This is a genomic window from Deltaproteobacteria bacterium (assembly GCA_016180845.1).
In the GTDB taxonomy this organism is placed as follows: Bacteria; UBA10199; UBA10199; order JACPAL01; family JACPAL01; genus JACPAK01.
Map to the genome: position 1 here is coordinate 151700 of JACPAK010000001.1, position 26324 is coordinate 178023.

21 protein-coding genes are annotated in these 26324 nt (G+C 50.8%); 9 read left to right on the forward strand and 12 right to left on the reverse strand.

Annotated features, from left to right (window positions below; all coding sequences use genetic code 11):
* Nucleotides 1-59: 59 nt before the first annotated feature.
* From HYT76_00780 to HYT76_00790, 3 genes are read left to right on the forward strand one after another with little or no spacing between them, the layout of a single operon-like run.
* Nucleotides 60-2270, forward strand: coding sequence for a hypothetical protein (locus tag HYT76_00780; GenBank protein ID MBI2082078.1), 2211 nt, complete (start codon nt 60-62; stop codon nt 2268-2270).
* A 50-nt stretch (nt 2271-2320) separates the two neighbouring features.
* Complete coding sequence (locus HYT76_00785) at nt 2321-2923, forward strand: phosphoribosyltransferase (GenBank protein MBI2082079.1); 603 nt, start codon at nt 2321-2323, stop codon at nt 2921-2923.
* Nucleotides 2924-2932: 9 nt separating this feature from the next.
* Complete coding sequence (locus tag HYT76_00790) at nt 2933-3982, forward strand: endo-1,4-beta-xylanase (GenBank protein MBI2082080.1); 1050 nt, start codon at nt 2933-2935, stop codon at nt 3980-3982.
* A 40-nt stretch (nt 3983-4022) separates the two neighbouring features.
* On the opposite strand, the gene HYT76_00795 is transcribed toward HYT76_00790, so the two are convergent.
* The 10 genes from HYT76_00795 to HYT76_00840 all read right to left on the reverse strand — a co-directional run bounded on the left by HYT76_00795 (nt 4023) and on the right by HYT76_00840 (nt 17184).
* On the reverse strand, nt 4023-4997 hold the full coding sequence (locus tag HYT76_00795; protein ID MBI2082081.1) for a hypothetical protein: 975 nt from the start codon (nt 4995-4997) through the stop codon (nt 4023-4025).
* Between the two features lie 3 nt (nt 4998-5000).
* Complete coding sequence (rimO, locus tag HYT76_00800) at nt 5001-6359, reverse strand: 30S ribosomal protein S12 methylthiotransferase RimO (protein MBI2082082.1); 1359 nt, start codon at nt 6357-6359, stop codon at nt 5001-5003.
* Complete coding sequence (locus HYT76_00805) at nt 6316-7170, reverse strand: 3-hydroxybutyryl-CoA dehydrogenase (GenBank protein MBI2082083.1); 855 nt, start codon at nt 7168-7170, stop codon at nt 6316-6318. The genes rimO and HYT76_00805 overlap by 44 nt, the downstream gene beginning before the upstream one ends.
* Before the next feature lie 56 nt (nt 7171-7226).
* Nucleotides 7227-7892 carry a hypothetical protein gene (locus HYT76_00810; protein ID MBI2082084.1) on the reverse strand — a complete coding sequence of 222 codons (666 nt, stop codon included), beginning with the start codon at nt 7890-7892 and terminating at the stop codon, nt 7227-7229.
* A 36-nt stretch (nt 7893-7928) separates the two neighbouring features.
* Nucleotides 7929-9194: a crotonyl-CoA carboxylase/reductase gene (gene ccrA, locus HYT76_00815; protein MBI2082085.1), complete on the reverse strand. Its 1266-nt coding sequence runs from the start codon at nt 9192-9194 to the stop codon at nt 7929-7931.
* Nucleotides 9195-9319: 125 nt separating this feature from the next.
* Nucleotides 9320-10684, reverse strand: coding sequence for a hypothetical protein (locus tag HYT76_00820; GenBank protein ID MBI2082086.1), 1365 nt, complete (start codon nt 10682-10684; stop codon nt 9320-9322).
* Between the two features lie 147 nt (nt 10685-10831).
* Nucleotides 10832-12793 carry a protein meaA gene (locus HYT76_00825; protein MBI2082087.1) on the reverse strand — a complete coding sequence of 654 codons (1962 nt, stop codon included), beginning with the start codon at nt 12791-12793 and terminating at the stop codon, nt 10832-10834.
* Between the two features lie 46 nt (nt 12794-12839).
* Entirely contained in the window at nt 12840-14426 is a 1587-nt protein-coding gene (locus HYT76_00830) for a hypothetical protein (protein ID MBI2082088.1), read from the reverse strand.
* A 62-nt stretch (nt 14427-14488) separates the two neighbouring features.
* Nucleotides 14489-15631 carry a MaoC family dehydratase gene (locus HYT76_00835; protein ID MBI2082089.1) on the reverse strand — a complete coding sequence of 381 codons (1143 nt, stop codon included), beginning with the start codon at nt 15629-15631 and terminating at the stop codon, nt 14489-14491.
* A complete protein-coding gene (locus HYT76_00840; protein MBI2082090.1) occupies nt 15628-17184 on the reverse strand; it encodes an acyl-CoA/acyl-ACP dehydrogenase in 1557 nt (518 codons plus the stop codon). The genes HYT76_00835 and HYT76_00840 overlap by 4 nt, the downstream gene beginning before the upstream one ends.
* A 110-nt stretch (nt 17185-17294) precedes the next feature.
* Here HYT76_00840 and HYT76_00845 point away from each other — a divergent pair, with 110 nt between their 5' ends.
* Together HYT76_00845 and HYT76_00850 are read left to right on the forward strand one after the other, a co-directional pair.
* Nucleotides 17295-18725: a hypothetical protein gene (locus tag HYT76_00845; GenBank protein ID MBI2082091.1), complete on the forward strand. Its 1431-nt coding sequence runs from the start codon at nt 17295-17297 to the stop codon at nt 18723-18725.
* A gap of 59 nt (nt 18726-18784) precedes the next feature.
* Nucleotides 18785-20197 (forward strand): hypothetical protein, encoded by a 1413-nt coding sequence (locus HYT76_00850; GenBank protein MBI2082092.1) that lies wholly within the window; start codon nt 18785-18787, stop codon nt 20195-20197.
* Here the strand turns inward: HYT76_00850 and HYT76_00855 are convergent.
* Both HYT76_00855 and mce read right to left on the reverse strand, forming a co-directional pair.
* The gene (locus HYT76_00855) at nt 20194-21189 is read right to left on the reverse strand and encodes a CoA ester lyase (protein MBI2082093.1); all 996 of its coding nucleotides are present in this window, start codon (nt 21187-21189) and stop codon (nt 20194-20196) included. The two genes, HYT76_00850 and HYT76_00855, sit on opposite strands and share 4 nt — an antisense overlap.
* Entirely contained in the window at nt 21186-21596 is a 411-nt protein-coding gene (gene mce, locus HYT76_00860) for a methylmalonyl-CoA epimerase (protein MBI2082094.1), read from the reverse strand. Before mce ends, HYT76_00855 begins: the two co-directional genes overlap by 4 nt.
* An 82-nt stretch (nt 21597-21678) precedes the next feature.
* On the opposite strand from mce, the gene HYT76_00865 reads away from it, so the two are divergent.
* From HYT76_00865 to HYT76_00880, 4 genes are read left to right on the forward strand one after another with little or no spacing between them, the layout of a single operon-like run.
* On the forward strand, nt 21679-22986 hold the full coding sequence (locus HYT76_00865) for an NAD-dependent malic enzyme (protein ID MBI2082095.1): 1308 nt from the start codon (nt 21679-21681) through the stop codon (nt 22984-22986).
* 47 nt (nt 22987-23033) lie between these two features.
* On the forward strand, nt 23034-24350 hold the full coding sequence (locus tag HYT76_00870) for a malate dehydrogenase (GenBank protein ID MBI2082096.1): 1317 nt from the start codon (nt 23034-23036) through the stop codon (nt 24348-24350).
* 58 nt (nt 24351-24408) lie between these two features.
* A complete protein-coding gene (locus HYT76_00875; GenBank protein ID MBI2082097.1) occupies nt 24409-25347 on the forward strand; it encodes a thiamine pyrophosphate-dependent dehydrogenase E1 component subunit alpha in 939 nt (312 codons plus the stop codon).
* The gene (locus tag HYT76_00880) at nt 25347-26324 is read left to right on the forward strand and encodes an alpha-ketoacid dehydrogenase subunit beta (protein MBI2082098.1); all 978 of its coding nucleotides are present in this window, start codon (nt 25347-25349) and stop codon (nt 26322-26324) included. The genes HYT76_00875 and HYT76_00880 overlap by 1 nt, the downstream gene beginning before the upstream one ends.

Sequence of the window (26324 nt, forward strand, 5' to 3'; positions counted from 1 at the left end):
GATGGGGAACAGCGGAGCTTTTTATCTATCTTCCCAAGGTTATTGCGGAGTTGGAGGGATTGGGGAAATGGGACGAAAACGGACCGAAACGGATCGCCGAGATTGTTTCCAATACCGAAAATGCCGCCTCCGATGCGATTCAGCTCTATCCAAAACTGCTTGAGGCCGGTTTTACAGACGCCGAGTTTGATCAGCGTATCAAAGGGGTGATTTCATTCGGGCGAGAAGAGAGCTGGGACCTATTGAGAAGTATGAAACGTGCCCTCGATCCTCTCAAGAAGGAAGGGTACACGAAGAAAGAGATAGGGGACTTCCTCGACGCGTCCCTTTCTGACTTCGGTCGTATCGCTTCTGAGATCTATAATAAATTGGGGATCTATCTTGAGGCCGATTTTACCCTCTCGGAGGTCCTTTCATTCCCGTATGAGATTGCCCGGAACGCAGGTCTTCCCCCGGGATACCTCCACCTCGTGATCCTGACACCGAAGACAGTCCTGAATACCGTCTGTGAGGAATTGCCTTATACGATCCAGACACTCAGATCAGTCGGTTTCACAACTCACGAGATTCAGGATCTCCTGAGAGAGGTCACCCGACTTTCCGGCAGGATCGAATGGGGTCCGTATAACCTCCTTCAAAAAATCGCTTCGGCTGCCTCCCTCCTCAAACAAAACAACATTCCAAATGCTGATGTGATTGAATTTTTAAAAGAGATCGCCAAAAAATCTGGAGAGGCGACTGTGCTCACCTACGAAGTCCTCACCGACCTGCTCATCCGTCATCAGGATCAAGGCACACAAAAGTTCAAAGAGGAATTCCCCGACTTCCGCACAGGATTCGCCATCATGACCAAACAGATCAGTGGAACCGACCTGCTGGGCCTGAAAGATATCCTCAACAGGGGAAATCTCACGCTCAACCCCGCTGGGATCAAAGACCGACAAGGCCTTGCCGAACAGATCGCCGCGATCATCAACCAGAGATTCGACCAATTTCCCCTGGAGACTTTCTCAAAAGGAGAAGAGATCGGCTCGCGAAAGAATGAGGCCCAATGGATGGCGGTCCTGATCAACCATATCCATGACAGGGACCAAAAGGACGACCTGATGCGAAAGACGATCATCCAAAATCTCTCGACAAGGGCAGTCTATCTGCTCTCCTCTATCGCAGGACCGGACCTCTACACATCAACTTTTGTCGACCGGATCTACGCGATGAAGATTCAAAACAATCCGGATTTCCTTGCAGAAGTAAAAAAAATCGACCCTGAAGGGAATTTCATGGCTGGATTTATTCTGACGCTCGCCGGGTTTAACAAATTGAGGGAGGTCTTCGCACGAGACCCTGAATATTTTTCCGAAAGGGTCGTTGAATTGCTGGAGGAGGCCGATCCTGATCTCTTGCCAAGAAACATTTCACTCCTTTCCAAGATTGTCGGTCAATTCGTTGCTGGTGAAGGGGGTAAAACCATCAAGGAAAAAATCGAAAATGCGCTCCTTGAACAATATGAAATCCAGGATTTTCTCAAAAATGTCTCTAAACGGGCAGCGGTCGGTTATTTGATCAAGCTTTATCACAACGATTTTTCGGATAAGGAGCGTGCGAAAACGATCGCAAATGAGCTCCCGGAGATTCTTCCCCCCAAAATTCCATCTGAATGGTTAGCTGATGGTCGCCTGAAAGCGGTATTGAAATTCTATCCTGATGAAAAACATTTTTCACTGATTCAAGAGATGTATGCCAAGAAGGGGTTTCAAATCCGACGTTCTGCCGCTGGAAAGACCGTCACGATGACGAAACAGTTTCTCCGTCCCGATGGGCGGACGGTCACCTTCGAGGTCGTTGCCACATTAGAGGAGATCGCTATCGACAAATTAATGTCCGATCGCTCTGTCGACATCATTGGTCACCGAGGTCATTCCTTTCACCTGCATGAGACTTTGCCCGACACTGATGCTGCAAAAAACAAGAAAAAATTAATCTTTATCGGTTCCTGCGGTGGCTTCCGTGAGGTCCCCTCCCTCATGGGATCCTACAGCGGAAATTATTTCATCAGTGATGAGGATACCGGCCATGGGGCAGACAATAACAACATCCTCTATTACCTGATGGAGGCGATCGGAAGTGGTGCCAAAAATTGGGATCGGATCCGAAGCTATGTTGACGACCGATATCCTGTTGGGTCTCGTGGCCTTGTCTTCCCGAATGATCCCTCCCTCCTCCTCTTCGACTTCATCGAGGCGGTGAAGGCAAAACAAAACCAGCCATAAAAACTATTTTCGCTTGTCGGTCTCGCCACTTTTAAGGTAGCCAACCCCTTATGAATGAGGCCCTCAAAATCCTTCAAGAAACCGGCGCCGTCTTGACCAACGACCATTTCATCTATACCTCCGGGAAGCATGGAAGCACCTACATCAACAAAGACGCCGTATACCCTCACACACAGCTGATCTCCAGGCTTTGTCGAGCGATCGCCGAGCACTTTTCGAAAATTCCTGTCGATGCCGTTGTTGCCCCCGTGATTGGTGGAGTCATCCTCTCTCAGTGGGTCTCGCATCACCTCAGCGAACTAAAAGGAAAAGAGGTGTTGGGGATTTACGCCGAAAAGTCGGCGGATGGTTTTGTGATCCAACGCGGATACGATCGATTGATCCCGAAAAAAAATATTCTTGTGGTGGAAGATATCTTGAACACCGGTGGTTCGGTGAAAAAGGTCGTTGAAACGGTCCGATGCTTGAACGGAAATATTATCGGTGTCGGCGCCCTCGTCAATCGTGGTGGTGTCACTCCGGAAGATTTGGGGAATATCCCGAACCTCTACGCCTTGGTGAATCTCAATTTAGAGGCCTGGGATCCAAAAGAATGCCCGCTTTGCCTGAAAAAAATTCCGATCAATACCGAGGTTGGGAAGGGGAAGAAATAAGCCAACACAATGAAGATCAAGAATTCCATGATGACGCTCTCGAAATGTCTCGTACTGGTGATGGCTGGAACGATTACTGCCGCCTTGTTTTTCCATGGCTGCGGCAAGAGGAGTGAAACTGCAGCTACGGCTAGCCTCAAAACGCTTGCCGAGAAGCACGGCATCCGCTTCGGGGCCAATTATCAGTACGATTTTCGAAGCGACACTTATGATGAGCTCTTCGAAACGGAGATGAACGCGATGACTGCCGGGACGTTCTGGGGGGATGGTTCCCGCCCGAGCCGCACCGAATTCGACTTCACCGAGATGGATGCAAAAGTAGACTGGGGACTTGCGCGCAACATGGAATTGTTCGGTCAGACATTGGTCTGGTTCGAGCCGGGAGAGATGCCTGATTGGTTGAAGGCCGCACCTAATGCCGACATCGAAGCGATCATGAACGAGCACATCGATGCCGTGGTTGGACGCTACGCGGGCCGGATCAAGTTCTGGAACGTCGTCAATGAGGCTGTTGACAGTGATGGAACGCTCCGTCAGGGCCATAAGTGGGCCGAGGCGATGGGGGACGACTACATCCGGAAGGCATTCGTTCGGGCGCATGCCGTCGATCCGGACGCCGTGCTGTATTACAACGAGTATGAGATTGAGAGCAATGAGGCTAAGTTCACAGGCGTCAAGACGTTGCTCGTCAGTCTTAAGAATGAGGGCGTACCGGTGCATGCCCTCGGTTGGCAAATGCACGTTACTCCGGGAAGTTTCGACTCCGCCACGCTGCTTGCGCGTATGAATGAGATCGCGGACCTCGGGCTCGACAATTACATCACCGAACTCGATGTGGAATTGCCGGCCGACGCCAGCGAGACTGATTATGAGCAACAGAAGCAAACCTACAAGTCAGTCGTCGAAACCTTCCTCGCGGCACGCCGCCACAAGACCATCATCGTCTGGGGTCTGCGCGACCGTGATCCAGGGTGGCTCACGGAGAACCATCCACTCCTCTTCGACGAGAATCTTAACAAGAAGGCGGCGTATTCCGGCGTCCAGGAAGCCCTCGAATAATGAGGGCGACCTTTGGACACCGGTATGGGGAAAGGAAAGCTTAAGGTTTCCTAGTGCCGGTTTCAAAGAAGGCGCTCTTCTCCGCCGTCAACGTGTCAATCGGTCTCCAGTTTTTTCCATTTTTTTGGGAGATCTGAATCTTCAGATCGGCAACCCCTGAAAATTGAACCTGCCTCATCGATCCACGCGGGTCTTCGTACTGAAGATTGGTCATCACCTCAGAAGGAGAAGAAAAATCACCGATAAACAAGAGATCCTTATCCTGTACCTCAAAATGCCACTGATTGGTTCCGTAGGAACTTTTACTCTTCAACCAAGCGACAGGATCGCGGACAAGATACTCGTTCCCATGATAAAAAAAGTAGAGAAGGGGCACGATCATCGTTCGCCTCTTCCAGGTGACGGGAAGACAAAGACCTTCAAAAAAGGCCTCCTTATCCTCCCGAAAATGACGGCAATGACCCCACGTCCAGGAATCATCGATCCCCTTCCCCCAAAGATGTACCTGAGAGGCGATCACCGATGGAAAGGAAAAAACCTTATCCCGAACCTTGAGCTCCCCATTCAGCTGGAAGCTGAGTTGAGGGGCAATCCACTTCATCGCTGGAATATTCAAGTGGTAAAATGGGGCTGGGAGGTAACGAAAAGAGCGCGTAGGGGGCAAAAACTTCAATTCCCAGCTCATCGTCTTGTTTTTTAACTCCCCCCGGGCCCCTGACTGAAAAATGGCCGAGGCGCCAGCCGAAAAATAAAAAATCTCATGCTCAACCTGCATGTTGGTCAAAGGAAAAGTTTCTTTTAAAAAGAGATTTTGTTTTGGATCTCGACGATCAAAAAAATGTCCCCAAACAGTCGCTTCAGGATCCCTGCCTTGCGGAGAAAGGAGAATATAACGGAGTGATGCCGCCATCTCCTGACCAGGATCGGCCCAATGGACAACATAACTTTCAAAAAAGCAGTCTTTTGAGAGATTCCAGCGGCTGATATTTTCCCGCTCTCCCGCATCAATTGACATCGATCAGATCTCCGCAAAAAGAGTATAAGGAGTCGCTCCGGTCACCGTGACTTCGTAAAAATTCCCGGCCGTTATCCCTTTCCCTTTGAGTTCGACGTTTCCATCAATATCCGGCGCATCCCATTCGGTACGACCCACGGCTCGTCCTGAGCCGAAGGGCCTGTCGGCAAGAACTTTCAGTTTTTTCCCAAGGCGTCCACGATTCTTTTTCAGGCTAATCTCTTGTTGACGCTCCATAAGAATCCTTCGGCGTTCTTTTTTAACTTTTTCTGAAACCTGATCTGAAAGATCGGCCGCCTCGGTCCCTTCTTCATGAGAATAGGTAAAAACTCCCACGCGTTCCAGTTCGGCGTCTTCCAAGAAATGGGCAAGCTCCTGAAACTCAGTTTCCGTCTCCCCCGGATAACCGACAATGAATGTAGAGCGAATCCCGACATCAGGAATTTTTCCCCGTATTCTCTCAACAAACCGTCGGATGTAAGCACCGTTCGAACCTCGATGCATCGATTTCAAGATCCGATCGCTGATATGTTGAAAGGGGATGTCGACATAACGACAAAAGTTGGGTGATGAGGCGATGATGTCGATCAATTCGTCAGAGAAACGTAAAGGGTAGGCGTACATAAGGCGAAACCAATGATCCCCTGAGATCTTGGCCAGCTCCGTGAAAAGTTTTTCGATGTTGGTTCCATCATGCAGGTCATACCCATAATCTGTCGTATCCTGGGCAATCAGATTAAACTCCTTCACCTCCATTGACTGAAGATTTTTCACCTCAGCAACAATATCAGCGATCGCCCGACTCCTTTGTTTTCCACGAAGTTTTGGAATAATGCAAAAAGAACAGGTGTGGTTACACCCCTCCGCAATTTTCACATAGGCTATGTGAGATGCCGTGGCGAGAAGTCGGGGCGTGTCTGACGTGTGAACATAGAGTGGAGGGTGAATATATTCACGACTGGGCGGAACCCGAGACAGGACCCGCCCAATTTCGGCATAATCATTTGTTCCGATAAAGAGATCGACCTCCTGGAGTTCCTTTGGAAGCTCTCCCTGATATCGTTGCGAGAGACACCCTGTGACAACCAGCTTCTCGCAAGAGCCACTCTTCTTTTCTTTCGAAAGATCCAGAATCGTGTTGATCGATTCCTTTACCGAAGACTGCAGAAAACCACAGGTGTTGACGATGATCACCTCGGCCTCTTTCTGATTTTGCGTCAACTCAAACCCCTGCGTCGCAAGCTGCCCCAGCATGATCTCGGAATCGACGAGATTTTTGGGGCAGCCGAGGCTTTGGAGGTATACCTTTTTGGGGGCGTTATGAATTGTAGTCGTAGACCCCACGACCGGTTTTTTTGCCATACCGGCCGGACTCTACATACTTCCGAAGCAGAGGACAAGGGCGGTATTTGTCATCCCCGAGGTCTCTCTGCAGGACCTCCATCGCGGCGAGCGTCACATCGAGACCGACAAAATCAGCGAGGGCGAGAGGCCCCATCGGATGATTGGCCCCCAGTTTCATCACCTCATCGATCGTCTTCGCGTCCGCAACCCCTTCATAGAGCAGAAAGAACGCCTCATTGATCATCGGTAGGAGGAGCCGGTTCACGGCAAAGCCGGGAGAATCCTTGACCGCCGCTGGGGTTTTCCCCATCCCTTTGGCGACATCAAAAACCGCCTGATAGCTCTCATCGGAGGTCTGAAGGCCGCGGATCACCTCAACGAGCGCCATGACGGGGACCGGATTGAAAAAATGCATCCCGACAAATTTTTCCGGACGCCCGCTGGAGGCGGCGAGTTGGGTAATCGAGATCGAAGAGGTATTCGAGGCAAAAACCGCCTCCTTCTGGATAATCCCGTTCAATTCCCGAAAGAGATTTTGCTTCAGATCGCGATTTTCGGTGATCGCCTCGATCACGAGATCGACCGAGGCAAGATCCTGAAGACTTGTACAGAGATTGAGCCGGGAGGTCGCCTCCTTCTTCTGATCGGCTGTCATCTTTCCCTTCTCGATCAACCGATCCCAATTTTGCTCAATCTTTCCCCTCCCCTTTTTGGTCCTCTCATCATCCTTATCCCGGAACCAGACCTCAAACCCGGATTGCGCCGCCATCTGGGAAATCCCGTGTCCCATCGTCCCAACACCAACAACCCCGATTTTTTTGATTTTCATAAGATAACCTCCTCATTTGCAAGTTACAGTCTTCTTTTAGTGGGTGAGAATGTCAATCAGGTTCTGTTGAATCCAATCCCACAAAAAATCAGGACTCCGAGAGTCATGGCACTCCGAAAGGCCCAGGCATTAACCCTTTGAGCACGTCCCGGAGATCGAAGGAAATCAAGAAACTCAAAACGCGATCGAGGGATGCTTCTCGCGAGGTTTCTCGCCCTTCTCCCGACCGCAAGATCTTCTACCTCGACAACCCCCGCCGCAAGCTCAGCAGCGTCATACTGAACGATATAACCGACCTGACCTGGTCGAGTAGCACCCGTCTCGAGACAGGAAACAACCGTTTCTGTCGGTGTCTGCCTGAAACCAAATCGGACCCCCGCAAAGTCTGGTCGGGTCCGATCAAAAACATAGGTCACTACGGGGGTCTCAAAAGGGGCCGGTCTCGCTCGGCGGTCCGCCAAAGCAAGGGTCACAACCTGCTGGTGCTCATGAAAGACAGTTGTCTGACCAATCAAGGTGAGCCGCGCTGGGAAGGTAAGATTCATAGCAGCCTGTCGGCTACCTTGCGGTGAATAGTAGACAACGAGGGCCGAGTCACCAGGCGAATGGATCGCCCCATTGAGGGCCGAGTAAAGCTCATCGGCGACTATTTCTCCCTCGCCCGCGACCACTCGTGCTCGCTCAGCAGGACCAACGACGTAAACCACGGGTGACAATGTCATCTTGACCCTTTCATCGCTAACTCTGAAAGGCCGTTGCTAACTTTGTGACTTGACGGTGTCGGCGAGATTCTTCAGCCCTCGTTTTCGGGCGTTCACAAGAATCGCCATATTACCCGAGGGGTGTTTATTCTCACGCATCAGTTGATGGGCATTGCCTGTTTCCGAAAATTCGAAGGTCTGAGAAAGACAAGGGTTCACCTTTCCTTCGATGACGAGGTCGTTAATCCCCTTCGCCTGTTCATCATTGGCGAAATGAGAACCCTGAAGACGCTTTTGCCTCATCCAATGATAACGTAGATCCAGTGTTGCGTTATACCCACTCGTCCCGGCACAGATAACGACCATCCCCCCCGTGTCGCAGACGAACAAAGAGGTCGGTATCGTGTTTTCACCCGGGTGTTCAAAGACGATCCGCGGGTTTTTCTTTTCACCGACCGCCTCCCAAATCGCCTTCCCAAAGGAGCGGACCCCTTGAAACCATTTTCCGTATTCTTCTTTGTTTTTCCAATCGGGCAGAATACCCCAGTGATCAAAATGACTTCGGTTAATCACCCCTTTTGCCCCGAGCTGCATGCAGTAAGAAATTTTCTTGTCATCCGAAACGACTGCGATCGGTATCCCGCCCGCCGCCTTCACGATCTGGATTGCCATCGAACCGAGACCACCAGAACCACCCCAGATCAAAATGACATCTCCTTTTTGGACCGTATGTTCCTTCCAGCCATGGAGCATTCGATAAGCGGTCGCGCCGACCAACATAAAACAGCCCGCCTCTTCCCAAGACAGATGTTTTGGTTTCGGGAGGCATTGGTGGTCCTGAACCTTTGTGAACTGGGAAAAACTTCCATAGTTGGTTTCGTAGCCCCAGATCAACTGAGAGGGGGCGAGCATCGGGTCCTTCCCCGCCTTCACCCACGGGTCATCCGGATCCCACCAACCACAATGGACGACCACCTCATCTCCGACCTTGACGTTTTTGACCTCTTTCCCGACCGCCCAAACGACCCCGGAGGCATCACTCCCCCCGATGTGAAAACCAGGCTCCTCTTCTTTTTTTTGCCGGAGTCGAATGACATCCACCGGAACCCCAAGGGCTGCCCAGACGTTGTTGTAATTGATCCCTGCCGCCATCACATAAATCAGAACCTCGTGCGGACCAATCGACGGAACATCCATCTTTTCCATCTGGAAGGCATTCTTGGGTTCTCCAAACCGTTCCTGCCGGATCACCTGCGCATGCATTTTTTTCGGGATCTCGCCCAAAGGAGGGACTTCGCCGATTTCGTAAAGTTCCTTTGCCATGGTAGATGAAGTGCTTTCCTTACTTAATGAGAGAATCCAACCCCGTCAAGGGATCTCATAAGGCAAACCCCTTCTGCCCTAGCACAGAAGGGGTGAGTTAGACGCGGCAGGTGAGGTGTCGGCGTCTAGAGCTTTTCCAAAAGTATGGGTGTTTCCGTTAAATCAATTTTCTTTGTCTTCTTCGTCACTTCAATTTTCTTCTCGTAACTCCCCTCATAATCAACACCGCTTTTGAAATTGAAATCCCCATCGAGATCAAGACCGGCGTAGAGATAATAGTCCCCTTCGGGAAGATTGCTGAAGGTCACAACCGCACACTCTTCCACAAAATCAGGGACCTCTTCCACGAGATGAACCGGCTCGATGCAACTGACTGGGGGCTCATTTGATTTAGGACCTTTTGAATTTTCCCACACACAGGCGAAGAGATGCGAGTCCTCTGTGATTTCCTCTTCCTCAAACTCCTCTCCGACACAGACCTTCGCCTGAAGCTCCTTTCGACCGTTTGAGGTATACGGAGCGGCATAGCGATCGGGATCGGGTGCAAACTCCTCAAGATCAATCGGTTTTGAAGTCCAATCCTGATCAGGCTCCTCCTTCGCAACTTCAATCTCAATCGGACTATCAATCCCGCCCAACATCCCCCAGTAGAGAGGGGGAATCCCACGCAGAGGGGTTCGTCCCCTTAAATCTTTATGGAGTATCGCAAAGGCATAGTAGTGTTTGTTTCGTTCAAGCCCTTCAATCGTCACGGTTTCCCCAGAAATAGATTCCCCTTCCTCAAAATAAAGGGTCTTCATGATTGTCGGCTCGACCTCATAACGATCGAGTTTGCTCACGACACCCACAAGCAGGATCGCGTCGTATTCCAAAGGATCGGGAGACTCACCAATCGCAAGAGTCACTGAGCCAGGACCGCTACGACGGATTGATTCATGTCTCCTCGCAGAATGTTTCGAAGAGATGTTAAACGAAATCGAAGCCTCTGTCGTTTCGCCCTCTACGACTTCAACGCGTGGGAGATCGTCACATCCCCCTTCGAAATTTTCTGGATCAAAATTGGCAAAACCGATCCGATCCCCAGGCCCTGGCCCGGTAGCAAGATTATCACCACTCAAATCGGTGTCCTCAAAGGCACCAACAACATAACGACCCGGAGCGACATCGCCTTCATAAACTGCCGAACCATCTTCCTGGGCAGTAGCCTCTACAGCGACCGTTGGTCCACCAGCGAAACAGTCCTCAAAAAACCCGACATAGACAGAGGCCCCTTCGGTGATCGTACAGCTCCCATCATCACAAATCTTGACCACCACATTCGCCGAACCACCTGTCGTAAAACCGCTCTGCTGGGGACCGGTAAAAAGGCTTGAGAGATTGTCACTTGGTCCCGTCTCATCCTTCGAGGAAGACTTCTTAAAATCGTCCAAGCTGAGACACCCCGTAGAAACGAGAAAGATCAAAAGTAACAATGAATGGATTTTTTTCATGGCATCCTCCTGAAAAACGAGAGAGTGCAATGGAGAGGCCATTTTTTAAATCATTGAATTAATTGATTTTATAAGTTTGGTGTAAATTTTATATGTAAATTTTTTGGCTTAAATAATTTGTAAGCGATTAAAAAATAAACAGGTGGACTAGCGAACGAGATCGATCATTTCCGAGAGAATCCTGTTCAACTCAAAATCCTTTGGGGTGTAGACCCTTTTGACGCCGAGCTTTTTGAGTCTCGGCTTGTCTGACTCCGGGATAATCCCCCCAACAATCATCGGAAGCCTTTTGAGTTTTGCCTCCTTCATTTTTCTCGAGATCTCTTTAACAAGCTCGAGGTGAGAACCGGACAAAATCGAAAGACCAATAATGTGAACCCCCTCGTCCCGTGCCGCGGTAACAATCTGCTCAGGCGTGAGACGTATCCCCTGATAAATAACCTCGAATCCGGCATCGCGTGCCCGCACGGCAATCTGCTCGATCCCATTTGAATGCCCATCGAGTCCCGGCTTCCCCAGAAGGAGTCGGATCTTACCCCCGATCTTCCGACTTTTCTCCTCAACCTTTTTGCGAAGGGCTTGAAAGGAATCATTCGTCATCTCTTGAGACCGCAAACCACCGACGCCGGTCGGGGCGCGATATTCTCCAAAAACCTCTCGCAGGGCAAAGGCCCACTCCCCTGTCGTCACCCCGACACGGGCCGCTTCGATAGAGGCGGGCATGATATTGTCCCTCCCCCGAGCTGTGGAGAAAAGAAGATCGATGGCACGTTTCACCTTTTCTTCATCTCGATTTTTCCGGTGTCGCAGGAGATGAGAGATCTGTTCCCTCTCAGAGGCGGGATTGACCTTTAAAAAACCTTCCCCCTTTTTGGTCACAAGGGGAGAGGGTTCCGATTCCGTAAAACAGTTCACGCCGACCACTTTTTGTTCCCCCGACTCAATCCTGCGAACCCTTTCTCTATTGGAGGCAACAAGCGATTGTTTCATATACTCAATCGTCTCGAGCGTCCCTCCCATCTTGAGGATCTTTTCGAGCTCGGCCCACGCCTCTTCCTCCATGCGCAAAACCTTTTCGTCGACCACGGCGGAGCCGCGAAAGAGATCCTCATACTCCAGAAGATCGGTCTCGTAGGCCAAGACCTGCTGGATCCTCAAGCTCCACTGCTGATCCCATGGTCTTGGAAGTCCCAGCGCCTCATTCCAGGCCGGAAGCTGGACGGCACGGGCCCGCGCCTCTTTGGAAAGAGTGACGCCCAGGGTTTCGAGGATGATCCGAACAATATTGTTTTCAGGTTGTCTCTCGGTAAGCCCAAGCGAGTTCACCTGTACCCCATAGCGAAAAAGGCGCTGCTTCGGATCCTTCACTCCATAACGGGTTTCTGTCAGTCGATCCCAGATCCGGACAAAGGCCCGCATCTTGCAAACCTCTTCAACAAAGCGGATCCCGGCATTCACAAAAAAAGAGATCCTCCCAACGACAAGTGGAAAATCTTCAAGGGCCACCTTTCCGGAATCCCGTACCGCATCGAGGACGGTAATCGCATTCGCGAGAGAAAAGGCGATCTCCTGAATCGGTGTCGCCCCCGCCTCCTGAAGGTGATAACTGCAGATATTGATCGGATTCCATTTCGGGATCTCCCGAACCGTGAAGGCGATCATGTCGGTCATCAATCGAAGGGAATGCTCCGGCGGAAAAATGTAGGTCCCTCGTGAAAGATATTCCTTAATAATATCGTTTTGCGTGGTCCCCTGAAGATTCTTGCGATCAGCTCCTTGTGGTTCGGCCGTCGCCACATAAAGGGCGAGGAGCCAGGCGGCCGTTGCATTGATCGTCATCGAGGTATTCATTTTTTCAAGAGGAATTCCGTCAAAAAGCGCCTTCATATCCCCGATATGCCCAATAGGAACCCCCACCTTCCCAACCTCCCCACGCGCCAACGGGTAATCGGAATCATAGCCGGTCTGTGTCGGCAGATCGAACGCGACAGAGAGGCCTGTCTGTCCCTTGGCCAGATTTGTCTTGTAAAGTTTGTTTGAGGCCTTGGCAGAGGTGTGTCCGGAGTAGGTCCTCATTAGCCAAGGATTATCTCTTGGAGCCTTCACGATGATTTGAATGTAAGGAGTTTTATCTTAAGGGTCAACAAGTAGAAAATCAGTTCCCCCCATCAGAGGGGTTCACACCAGCATCCGGAACTCCTCCCGGAAGGGGAGGAACACCGGCATCTGGAGGTTCAGGAATAATGACCTTTTCTGGCCAGAAGCGATCGAGAATCAATGTGGGATTTGTATGCAAAACACCGTAAAGGAGGATATCGGCAGTCGCCTCCATCGCCCTTTTATTTTGAGGACGCTCCTGCCCATCTTGATCCAGCAGAAGGTCGTCTCCCTCTCGATGGAAAGGCTCTAGCCCAAAATAATTAGCGGACACCGATTGAACGCAGGCATCACCAGAATAATTTCGGCAATGGGCCCCAACCGCATCCGAGACCAAATGAAGCACCGCCTCTCGATGAAGCTGCCCCATGGCAACGATAGGCCCCCTCCCACGTGCCGTTTGCTCCCACATCTCCTCCGGAAGATAGCGGAGTCCTTCCTTATAGTACGAAACCCCCTCATTGAACGCCTGTTGAGCCAGATGTGAGTTCTCACTGTCTAGCAGCAAGACCTCCGCTTGATTAAACAACTCCAAAGCTGTCATGAAATACTCCCCGACACCGATATGCCTCTGAAGGAGATATCCAAGAAGCTTTTTTCTGGGATAACGACTCTTGCTCGCTTCCACTTTTTCGTCGTCCCACATCTTGAAATTGACATCGCTCATGATCGGATAAACCGCCATCTGACGATTATCCTTAAGCCATTGTTCGACCTCATCCAACCGCCCTGCCTGAAGTGCCAACTTGGCCGATTCAATTCCCTTCAGATAGTCTGCGAGAAATTGCCCCTCTTCAATGAGGGGAGGACGGGTTGCCAGTCCTAAATCCTTCAAGGCACCCTTTAATCGGCCAATCTCAAACAGGTGTTCTTCAACACTCGACCGGATCTGGCGACTCGTCTCTTCTGGTGTTTGCAATCGTGGAGGCCCATCGGGTGACTCGAGGACAAAGGCTGCCATCCCATGGTGAATGGTTCCTAAAAGTCGATCGAAAAGTCTTAAGACATAGTCAGGAATAGTGGCTAAAGGAGAAGGAGGGTGATCTCGATAGGCATTCCCCAAGGCCATTGTGCCCAATGCCGCCGGGTCGCCTTCATAGAAAAGGATCGACTTGTCAAAACCAGGATACATTTCACGGGCCCGAATAAACCCGCGTCGCAAGATCTCACGATGCGCATCCTGCTCTGCGGAGACGTCGGTCTCGAGGACAGCGACCCATTCAAAACGGGGAGCCCAAGCCACGGAGTCAAACTTCATGTCGGGAAAATATTCCATTTTGCTCGTATCGCCTGTTGAAAAGAAATACGCCTTCCCTGGAGAAATGACCATTGGGCCCTCTTTAAGATCAGCAAGAGGACTTTCCGATTCAACAAATTGACGAAGATTCGGGTTCAGAAGGTCCAGCGAAATACTTCCATCCTCAGGGAAACACATTTCCAGACCTGCTGACTCTGAAGTGAAGCAAAGACCGGATTTCAGAAGTGGCTCTGTTTCTAATCGATACCCCTTGCCGTAGATATGAAATTCGGCAGAGTAGGCCAGAGGCGCTAAAGGCAAGAAAAGCTTTGAGATTAGAGGACCCATCTCGTCTTAGTAAGTATCGGCTATTTCCTAATAAGGTTGTCCCTGCCCCATATCGCAGGGCGTCAACCTACCGCTGATCTCTTCTTAATCAAAAGCCTACGCTCTATTTCGAACACCTTTTCACTAATCTTTTGTTTTCCCAGATCTTTTTTGTCTTTTTCCTTCAAGAAAAGATCGGCCCCAAACTGCTGTAGGGCGTCAGAGGCCCTGAGATTCTTGAGACCAATCAACTGAGTCTGAATAACCCCGGCTTTCGGTAAAAAATCCTCCTTCGCCAAGATCCGACTGACCGCCGTCACGGTATCTCCCGAATAGGCTGGTTGGGTGTGATACCCTTCGGTATACCCAAGGTCCCACAAGGCGTTCTCGCTCGTGTCCCGCGAGGCAAGCCCACAGAGCCAGGCGAAGACGAGGCCACCGTAAACAACTGGTTTGCCGGTTCCGGAAAGTTTTGCCCCCTGTGTGTAGAGTTGATCGTAGTGAAGGGGATGCGTATTCATGAGCCGATAGGTCCATGGGATATGCTCATCGGTAATCGTCCGACCGTTTTTGTGGACAATGATCTCCCCCACCTGAAAATCCTCAAAATAGGTCTTCGTTCCGGTCAGGTTTCTTGGATATTTTCCCGCCGTTGGTAGGGGCAATTCGCGAATTTCCCCTACAGATTCCTCGGGAAATGGTTGACCCGAAACGGTGGTTGGATCGCTCTTTTTCCCCGATGGGGCGACCATGATCTTTCGGTTATAGCGACAGACAACCTCCCCCTTCTGGTTCAGTGCAGCTGTCCGAATCGTCACAATCCCCGGCTTGTCTCCCCGTCCCTGGGACTCAATGACCTTCGTTAATCCCCTTAAGGTATCCCCTGGAAAGACCGCCTTTGGAAATTCCACATTGTAATAACCAAGATTCGCCATCGCCTTCTCGGAGTCATTCTGAACTCCAAGGGAGATCGCCAAATTCAAGACCATCATCGGAGAGACCAAGAGATCCGAGAAACCATGCTTCTTCGCGTAATCGGCATTCAGATAGAGGGGATTCGCCTCCATAAAAGTCGTGGCGAATTCGATCGCAAAATTTCGATCGATTGTAATCCCCCGTGGATGACAAAAAACCTCACCGGGCTGAAAATCTTCCAAAACACGTCCGTATTCTGGAAAACGAACCTTGTTCAAGTCGACTGGAATTTCTTTTGCGAGTTCCTTCATAAATACCTTTGCAGCAACCCCGGTGCAATGACCCTCAACGCCAAGACTTCCTCAGCCCCTTCGAAGATCGAAAAAACACGGGCGTCCACAAAATACCGACTGACCGGATACTCCTCCGCATACCCATACCCCCCATGGATCTGCATCGCCTCACGCGTGACCCACTCCGAAATCTTCGAGGCGTAAAACTTTACCAATGAAGCCTCAATCTGTCCCTTTCCCTCATCCATGAGCCGCGCCACACGGTAGGTTGCCTGACGGGCCGCCTGGATCAGCATCGCCATCCGGACAATTTTCCATTGAGTCATTCCATAATCAAAGATCGGTTTTCCAAAAACCTTCCTCTCATTGGCATAACGAAGGGTCGCCTCAAAGGCGGCTTGCATGACACCCAAGGCACGGGCCGCCGTTTGGAGACGCCCACCGGAAAAACCCTCCATCTGGAGATAAAAACCGTTCCCAAGCCCCTTCTCCCCACCGATCAGGTTTTCCTCCGGGACCCAGTAATCAACAAACGCAACCTCATACGAATGCATCCCTCGATAACCAATCGTCGGAATCGCCTTGCCTTCAATCGTACCGCCATGGTCGGGTTGCTGGTGTTTGAATTCATGGCCTTCAAAGCGTGGCTTCTCCACAATAAAAATCGAAAGTCCCTTGTGACGCTTGCCCATATCCGGATCGGTCCTTGCGAGGACCATCAGGGTATCGGCATATCCGGCGAAGGTACACCAGGTCTTCACCCCATTGATCACCCAACCGCTGTTTTTGCGTGTGGCCGATACCTTCATCGAGGCGACATCACTCCCGTAGTCCGGCTCCGTCACCGCGACAGCACACATCCTTTCACCCGAGGCCAAGAGAGGAAGCCATTTCTGTTTCTGTCCCTCGGTGCCGCCTTTCAGGAGGGCCTTGGCCAGAATTTCGGGTCGGGTAATCAAACTCCCGGCGATCCCCAAGGAGCCACGGGAAAGCTCCTCGGTCACCACCACCATCCCCGTATTGTCCGGCTTTTGATCGTCCTGAAATCCCCCATAGCGTTGCGGCATCGAGAGGCCAAAACAGCCAAGCTCCCTCAGACCTTGAATAATCTCCTTAGGAATCAAGAGATCCTGACGATGAACCTTTTCCGCCCAAGGAGTCACCTTCTCCTCAGAAAATTTTCTGAAGGTCTCGCGAAACATCTGATGCTGTTCATCGAGACCGAAATCCCCCCCATGCCCCTTCTCATGAATGACCCGTGCCAGACGTGAGTAGGGGGCGCTGGTTCGAGAGGTTTTTTTATTTAATAAATCGGTAACCGCCTCATCCACAAAAAGAGAGGTAAGCCCTTTTTCTAACTCACCTCGGGATTTGGCATAAGCCAGGATACTCTCTGCCGCATAGAGCTTCGAAGAGAGCCATGCGAAGTCGTACGCCTCGAGCTGGAGTTCATCAATCTTGTCATTGGAAATTTTCCCATCGACAGTCGCCCTTTGGGCAAGGGTTTGTCCGATCTGATCAAGATTTTTTTTGGCAGATTCAAGTGTCTGAAACTCATCAGACAGAGACATTAGCTGGTCTCTAGCACCTCAATAGAGGTTGGCAACTTTTTCAGTTGACGCGAGGTGTTAGCGAAAGTTTTCACGAGAAACAAAGTTGTCTCTCTATCGATAAACCCCTTGTGATCGAAGGGATCTCCAATAGCGCAGAAGGGATCTTCAAAACCGGCCTCCAAATGGGGCTCTCGATGGGGGCAGCGGCGATGGCGCATAATCTCTCGCCAAACCCCAAGACAAAGGCGCTCTGGAGTGGGGTGGCGGGGGCAAGCTGTAGTCTTTTCAAGAGTGGTTATGATTTCTATACGGCACTTTCGCAAGGAAAAGAGACCGATCAGACGAACGATGAGTTTTTTTTGAACCTCATCGAAATCGGTGTTGGAACTCTTTTTTCGATAACGCTGATGACCCCCGCTGGAATGATTCTATCGGCAGCCCTCTCCTCGTTTTGTATTGAGACCTTTCGAACAAAGATCCAGGGAAAGACCACTTCTGAATCGATCCAATCAGCGCTCTTCGCCGCCTCCTCTTCCATCCTGATCGGTGGCGGGATGACGATCCTCTCCTGGAGGATAGCGGCGGGAAGGATCCAACCGGTAGACGAGCTGCCGCGACTCAAGCTCTCTCCCCAGGAATGGGAAAAACTCCCACCGGAGGTCCGCGAACTGACATCGTCCAACGCCCTGGAAGATTTTATCGATGCGGCGCATCGATCTGAAAGGGGCATCGCCTCTCCAACGGATCAAGTTTTTTTAGGTTTTTATGAAGACCCCTCGAGAGATCATCCAGCCGCATTGATTGATCTTGCCCGAAGAAAGGTTCGATTGGGGCATTTTGAAAAAGCCGATTCAACGTTTAATTTTAGGGGAGATTCCCTGGGTCTGTCACTAGACAACGCAACACTCCTCTATCCCAAAAATCTCCAGGCAGGATTCCCCTTAAGTGAGGCGGTTGTTGTGACCCGTTCAGGAGAGGTGATGCACTGGACCGATTTTTTCAATCAACAAAAATGGAAATCCACGGGCACTTACGCGACCCCTAAATCTCCCCTCCCTCTGGAGACAGGTGGACTTTTCCTGAGGCAGGGGGAGACTGTTTCCTGGTCGACTCGAGGTCTGAAAAAGGCCTTGTTTGTCTACGCCCCCTCTCCCGGTGTCCATCGGGTCAGTCGATCTTCTTTCGATTTTGGTTCTCCCTCCGGATGGGATCTGACAGACGAGACACAAGTGACACTGTGGATCCATAGCCATCCGACGCGAACCCTTGGGTTGACACGATCCCAGACACCTCAAGTCGATCTTTTGAGCGCTACCGATTTGAAATGCTATCTCAATTTGAGACAAGATCTTCGGCAAGACTTCGCCAGCGCCATCTATACCACCGGTGCCCCCTTCAACGGGAGTGGGCTCTCAATCTTCATCCCGAGGCCAGGCACAGATTTTTCAATGGATCATGATGATTTTGAGCGTGAATTCCGTCGCTGCTTCAGAACCCTTACAATCGAATTTCTGGAAGAGGGGCATCAGTTAAGGGTTGGAACGATTCAAGAATTTTAAGCGAGCTTAAGCGGAGTTTTCACGAGAAACAAAGTTGCCCCTCTATCGATAAACCCCTTGTGATCGAAGGGATCTCCAATAGCGCAGAAGGGATCTTCAAAACCGGCCTCCAGATGGGGCTCTCGATGGGGGCAGCGGCGATGGCGGTCAACCTTGCTCCAAACCAACAGACAAAAATCATTTGGGGAGGAATTGCCGGTGTGGGATGTACGCTTTTTAAAAGTAGTTATGATCTTTACACCAAGAGAGAGGCTACCCTCGAAAATGCCCAAGAATTCGGGCTCAACATCGCTGAACTTTTCTCGACAATCCTTTTCTCTATTCGATTTCAGAGTCCATTGGCCCTTATTCTCGCTGGTAGTGGGGCATCGCTCCTTTTTGAGACAATGCGTCGTTCGCTGAAGGGCGAGGAATTCGAAGAGGCAATGAATGCAGCCGCTCTCGCCGCTTACTCCTCCCTCATCCTTGGGGGCTTCATGACCCTTATTTCCTGGAGAATCGCCGCCGCTAGAATTCAACCGATCAAGGAGCCGCCAAGATTGGTTCTTCCAACAGAGGAATGGGGAAGGTTTCCTGACGAGGTGAAAGGAATCCTCTCACGAGACGTCTTAGAAGAGGTCATGCATGCCTCGCGGAGGGGAGCGTTAGGAATTGTTCAACATGAGGGATCTGTCGTAGTTTCTCTGATCCCTGCGGAAAGCGGCAGGCAGCCTCTTACCTTTTTTGATTTGACAAAAAGAACGGTTTTCAGAGGATCCGAGGACCTCGATCAAAAAACCTGGGTTATCCAGGCGGATGCCCCACACTCAACAGACCTCGCACGACTGCTTTATCCTCGTCATCTCCGCGGAAGATTTCCATTAGGTAACGCCCTTGTCGCCCTCCAGTCGGGGAAAGTGGTTCACTGGACTCGTTTTTCAGGAGAAATTTGGGGACGAGGTTTCGTCTTGCCTTTAGAAACAGGTGGGCTTCTTCTTAAAAGAAATGGGCGGTGCTCATATTACAACCCCCCAAGAAGGATTAGAAATGGAATTTCAATGCGTCCCTCGGGCTGTTATCAGCTCACAACCTGGCACGAGACTCCTTTACTTAGAGATTCCTTCCCGCGAGGAACCGAAGTTTCTGCGTGCTTCCATAGTCACCCTGGAGACGCTTTGGATCGACACGACCTTCTCTCTCCGATGGATCTCAAGTCCTATCTTGGCAGCATCATCGATTCTCATTATTTCGCAAAAATGCCGGCTAACCTCATCTACAGCACAGGGAGTACCCTTCAGGGAGGTTGCTTGTCCGTATTCGTCCCGAGGGAGGGGAGATTTTTTTCTGGATATCTATTGGGTAGAAGCCTGAAAGACAGTGCCTCGGTAGCCCGGGAATACGAGGAAGAATTCCGCCGCTGTTTCAAAACATTTACAATCGAGTTTTTAGAAGAGGCGGATCAGTTGAGGGTTGGATCGATTCAAGAAATTTAAGAAACGAAAAACGCCTGCTCGGCCGCATCAGTAAGCTTCTGCCCAGAAAGCCTGGCCGCTTGAACCAACTCCCAAAAATACCGATACGTCGCCCGGTCGTGGAGTTCCCCTTCGAACTGGATTGGACCCCAGTTATTTTCCTGGGCAGCCAGCAATATCTGGCACCCCTTCTCAACACGCGAGTGATCCGGTTGCATCGCCTCGATGATCGCATCGATCTGCGTTGGATAGATCGACCACATCCGTAAAAATCCAAAATCATAATGAGCACGTCGTGCATCCGCTAACGTCTGCTCACGATTCTTGAGATCCAGCGTAACATTATGTGCGGGTACAATTCCATTTGCCAACGCCGCGGCAACAATCGTCGTCTTTGCCCGCGCAATCAAGGCATGGTCAAATTGGCCCGGCGACCGCATGGCGGAATCAGGGATCGCCCCATGATGGCCGGAGACAAAATCCATGAGACCAAAATCCAAGACCTGCATCCAGGGAAGCGCAGCAATCTCGAAGGCGTCGCGCAAGGCGCCGTGGGTTTCAATCAAGACATGGATCGGAATTTCGCGTTTTAGGCCCGATTTTTTGGCAACCTGCTGGATATACCCAATCATCTCACGGACCTGACCCGCCGCTGTTGGCTTTGGGATGGTGATATAGGCCATCAAGCCGCCGGCACCAGGGACAATGATATCGACATCCTGTCTCCAATGGCGGTTCGTGAAGTCATGGATCCGAATCCCACTCATCTTGTGTTTGTTCAGAGGAGACTTCTGCATCGTCACAATCATCTCCGCATGTTCCTTTTCCTTTCCTTGTGGCGCACCATCCTCAAGGTCCATCGTGATATCGAAGAGCCCCCCCTTTTGGTTCTGGAGTTCAAGCGCCTTCGTCATCAATTTTTCAGAACCGGCAAAATGCTCGCAGCACGGGATGATCGGGAACGGTTTCTCACCGGCGAAGAGGGCTTCGTTGGGATGGATTTTTTGGGTCATTTCATAACCTCCGCTAATTCAATCAAAACGCCCCCTGTTGACTTCGGATGCACAAACGCAATTTTTTTGCCGTGCGCCCCAATCCGCGGTTTTTCATCGATCAAAAGAACTCCGGCCCTTTTATATTCTTCTAAAACCTTTTCAATATTGTCCACTTGAATACAAATATGATGAATCCCGCCACGTCCCTGTTTCTCGATAAATTTCCCGATCGGTCCGTCAGGGCTTGTTGATTCTAAAAGCTCCAGATTAGTTTCGCCAACAGAAAAAAAGGCGGTCCGCGCCCTTTGTTCGGCGACCTCTTCATAATGTTCAGGGGATTTTCCCAAGAGTTTACGATAAATCTCCACCGCCTCTTTGAGATCCGGAACGGCAATGCCGATGTGGTCGAGTTTCAAGAATTTCATTGTGTAGGGGCGTATAGCCATACGCCCCTCTTCGTCAATGAAAAGCTTGTGGAATCCCTTATTCGGTATGGTAAGGGAAGATATGGCCTACAAACGCCGGGTCATCAGAACCCTTCGCGTACGAAATCAACAACAGGTTGGTGCCTTGTCAAAGGTGATTCAGGCGATCGCCTCGGGAGGGGGAGATATCGGAGATATCAAGACCCTCTCTCTCGGGACTTTCCATACGGTGCGCGATATTTCAATGGAATGTAAAGATGAGGAACAGCTCGAAAAAATCCTCCAGGCGGTTCGAGCGATCAAGACCACGGAGCTTGAAGCGGTCGTCGATGACGTCATGGAGCTTCACAAAGGAGGCAAACTCCTCGTCGTTCCGAAATATCCTGTGAAGAGTGTTGAAGATCTTCGAAAGGTCTATACACCCGGTGTCGCTGCCGTTTCGATGCATCTCCAGTCCAATCCCGAGGCCGCTAAGGAGTATACCAGTATTGGCAGAACGGTCGCGATCATCACAAACGGAACGCGGGTCTTGGGTCTGGGGAATATTGGACCGATCGCCGCGATGCCGGTGATGGAGGGGAAGGCGGCGTTATTCTCCCAATTTTCTGGTTACAATATGATCCCGATCCTTTTGAAGACGGAGGATCCGGATGAATTTATAAAACATGTCATCGCCATTTCATCGGCCTTCAGTGCGATCCAGCTTGAGGATATAAGGACACCCGATTGCTTTCAAATTGAAGAGCAACTCATCCAAAAACTGGATATTCCTGTGATGCATGATGATCAGCATGGGACCGCTGTCGTGAGTCTCGCAGCAGCGATCAACGCCTGCCGGATCGTCAAACGCGACCTGAAGGATTCCCAAGTCGGTCAGATAGGACTAGGGGCTGCGGGGTCAGCGATTGCGCGCCTGATCATGAGCTACACAAAAAAGACGGTGATTGGGACTGACGTTCAACCCTATGCGATCGAACGGATGAAAAAATTCGGCGGGACTGTCGTCCCATCTGTTGCCGAGGTGATGAAGAAAGCCGATGTGGTCATCGCCACCACTGGCCAAGCAGGTCTGATCAAGCCGGAAATGGTTCGAAAAGGTCAGGTGATTCTGGCCCTTTCGAATCCGGATCCCGAGATCTCAATCAAGGAGGCAATCGACGCGGGGGCTGGATTTGCAAGTGATGGGAGGTATGTCAATAATCTCCTCGGTTACCCGGGAATATTGAAGGGGGCGATCGAGGGCCATGCCAAACGGATGACACCCGAAATGTATCTCGCAGCGGTCGAGGCGATTGTTAAACAAACGATACCAGGAGAACTGGTTCCGGACCCCTTGGATCCATCCCTTCACCAAAAAGTTGCCGCTGCAGTTTGCAACGCAGTGAAATAAAGACCCTGTTGACTCATAGTGCCTATTAAGAGAATATCCGTCTCCTCATGGTGACCAAAGAAGAAGCGCTGAGTTATCACTCCGAGGGACGGCCTGGAAAGATCGAAGTTGTCCCGACAAAACCGACATCGACCCAAAGAGAGCTCTCTCTCGCCTACACACCTGGTGTCGCTGAACCCTGCCTCGAAATCGAAAAAGATCCAAAAAAGGCATTTGATTATACGGCACGTGGGAATCTGGTTGCAGTTGTGACCAACGGGACCGCTGTTCTCGGTTTGGGGGACATTGGCCCAGAGGCCTCAAAACCGGTGATGGAAGGGAAGGGGATCCTATTCAAACAGTTTGCGGACATTGACGTCTTTGACCTCGAGATAAATGCGAAAGATCCCGAGGTCTTTATTCAGGTAGTAAAGAGTCTGGAACCAACCTTTGGCGGGATCAATATCGAGGATATCAAGGCGCCCGAGTGCTTTGCGATCGAGGAGAGACTGATCCAGGCAATGTCGATCCCGGTGTTTCATGATGATCAGCATGGGACCGCTGTCATTACAACGGCGGCTTTAATGAACGCCCTGGAGGTTCAGGGGAAGAAGGCGGAGAACATCCGCGTCGTCTTTTCCGGGGCCGGAGCGGCAGCAATCGCCTGTGCCAAGATGTTCTTGAACTTGGGTATTACGCGAGATCAGGTGATGATGTGTGATCGGCAAGGGGTTGTCTACGAAGGGCGACCGAATCTTGAATTCTATCGATCCCACTTTGCTCAAAAGACCTCCTTAAGGACCCTTGAGGAAGCCCTCGTGGGGGCTGATATTTTTATTGGGGTATCGGGCAGGGGGATAGTCCGGCCAAGTATGATCCGGGAAATGGCAAAAAATCCGATTATCTTTGCCATGGCAAATCCGGACCCCGAAATTGGATACAATGAGGCCAAAGAGATGCGACCGGATGCTGTCATTGCCACGGGACGTTCCGACTATCCAAATCAGGTCAACAACGTCTTGGGCTTTCCGTTCATCTTTCGTGGCACGCTGGATGTGGGAGCCAAAAGAATTAACGAAGAAATGAAAATGGCAGCGGTAAAAGCGCTTGCTCAGCTAGCGAGAGAAGAGGTCTCCAAAGAGATCTGTCATGCCTATGGAGTCTCCTCCCTCTCCTTTGGCCCTGAATACATCATTCCAAAACCTCTGGATCCCCGTGTCCTGCTTTGGGAGGCCCCCGCCGTGGCCGAAGCTGCGATCCGATCTGGCGTTGCAACACGCCCCTACAGCGATCGAAACCAGTATGAGACTTCGCTGAAAAAAATTGTGGACAAGACAACGAAGAAATTTGATAAAATTTCTACCCGTGGCGCTTCGCACTATTAAGTTGGCGTCCGATCTTAAGCGTAAAGAAGAGGAGCTCTCTCAACCCAAGCTCCTCGAAATGTATTACTATTTGACTCTCACCCGCCATTTGGAAAACAAAATTGCCTATATCTGTTACAGTCAAAATCCTCAAAACCCCCTCATTATTGGGAAAGGATATCTCTCGACCGGTCAGGAGGCTATCTCCGTAGGCGCCTCTTCAACGCTCGACGAGGGAGATTGGTTGTCCCCTTCTCATCGCGACATGGGGGCCCATCTTGTCCGTGGAATGACGGTCAAAGAGATATTTCTCCAATATTTTTGCCGTGCCAACTCTCCGACATGGGGACGGGATTCTAATGTCCATTTCGGGGTCACGTCCAAAAGAATTTTGTCTTTTATCTCTCATATGGGGTCAATGACACCTGTCGCCAATGGTGTCGCCGCCGCCATGGTGTATCGAGGAGAAAAAAATGTTGTCCTTTCCTGTTTTGGAGACGGCGCCTCCTCTCAAGGGATTGTTCATGAAGCACTCAATTATGCAGCAACTTTTAAACTTCCCGTCGTTTTCGTCCTCAATAACAACCAGATTGCTATCTCGACCCCGCTTCACGAACAGACCGCCGTCGAGCATCTCGCACTGCGCGCCGCCGGTTATGGAATGCCCGGAAAGACAATCGACGGGAATAACGTTATCGAAGTGTATCTTGCCGTCAAAGAGGCAGTGGACCGGGCAAGAAATGGAGAAGGCCCTTCCCTGATTGAATGCAAAACGATGCGAATGGGTGGCCATGGAACCCATGACCAGTACCAGTTTCTCTCCAAAAAAGAATTTGAGGAGTGGAAGAAAAAAGATCCGATCCTCTGGTTTAAAAATTACCTCAAGGAGAAAGGGATGCTTGATGAGACAGGCGAGAGGGAGATTGAGGAGAGGGTTGAGCGTGAGATTGAAGAGGCGGTGGAGTATGCACGCATGCAGCCGATGCCTAAACCTGAAGATTTGTTGAAGGAGAGATAATGCCGGTCATGACGTATGGAGAGGCAATCCGAGACGGACTCCGACAGGCGATGAAGGAGGATGAGAGGGTGTACCTCCTCGGTGAAGATATCGCAGAGTATGGGGGTGTCTATGGAATTACGAAGGGCTTGGTAAAGGAATTCGGGAAAAAACGGGTCAAGAATACCCCGCTTTCCGAAGGGGCCATCATTGGAGAGGCGATCGGAGCGGCGATTGCGGGACTTCGTCCTGTTGCCGAGATCCAATTCTCTGATTTTATGACCACCGCTTTTTCCACGCTTGTCGATGTCGCGGCCCCTTATCGATTCCGAATCGGGACCCCAATACCGATGGTTATTCGTGCCCCTTCGGGAGGAGGGCTTCGCATTGGCCCTTACCACTCAAAAAGCACAGAGGCGTGGTATTTCCATGTCCCGGGACTTAAACTTGTCGCCCCCTCAACCCCCTCTGATGCGAAGGGACTCTTGGCTGCATCGATTGATGACAATGACCCTGTCCTCTTTTTTGAACACAAAAAACTGTACTATGAGATTAAAGAGGAGGTCCCCGACGGAAGTTATCGAATCCCTCTGGGTAAGGCCTTGGTCCGAAGAGAGGGCTCCCATATCACCCTCATGACGTACGGCGCGATGGTCCATCTCGCCCTAAAGACTGCTGAAAAGCTCTCGAAGGAAGAGGGAATAGAACTGGAAGTGGTTGATTTGCGCACCCTCGTCCCTTTGGATGAAGAAACACTGCTCAATTCTTTTCGAAAAACAAATCGGGTTATTATTCTCCATGAAGCCCCTCGTCGTGGGGGAGTGGGGGCTGAGCTGGAATCACTCATTTGTGAAAAGGGATTCGATTCCCTCTCGGCACCGCCCGTACGTATTACAGCCAAGATGACACCGATCCCGGTCGCTCCGCAGCTGGAGGATTATTACCTCCCTTCAGAACAAGATATTGTTGACGCTGCCAAGAGACTCGTTCAATACTGA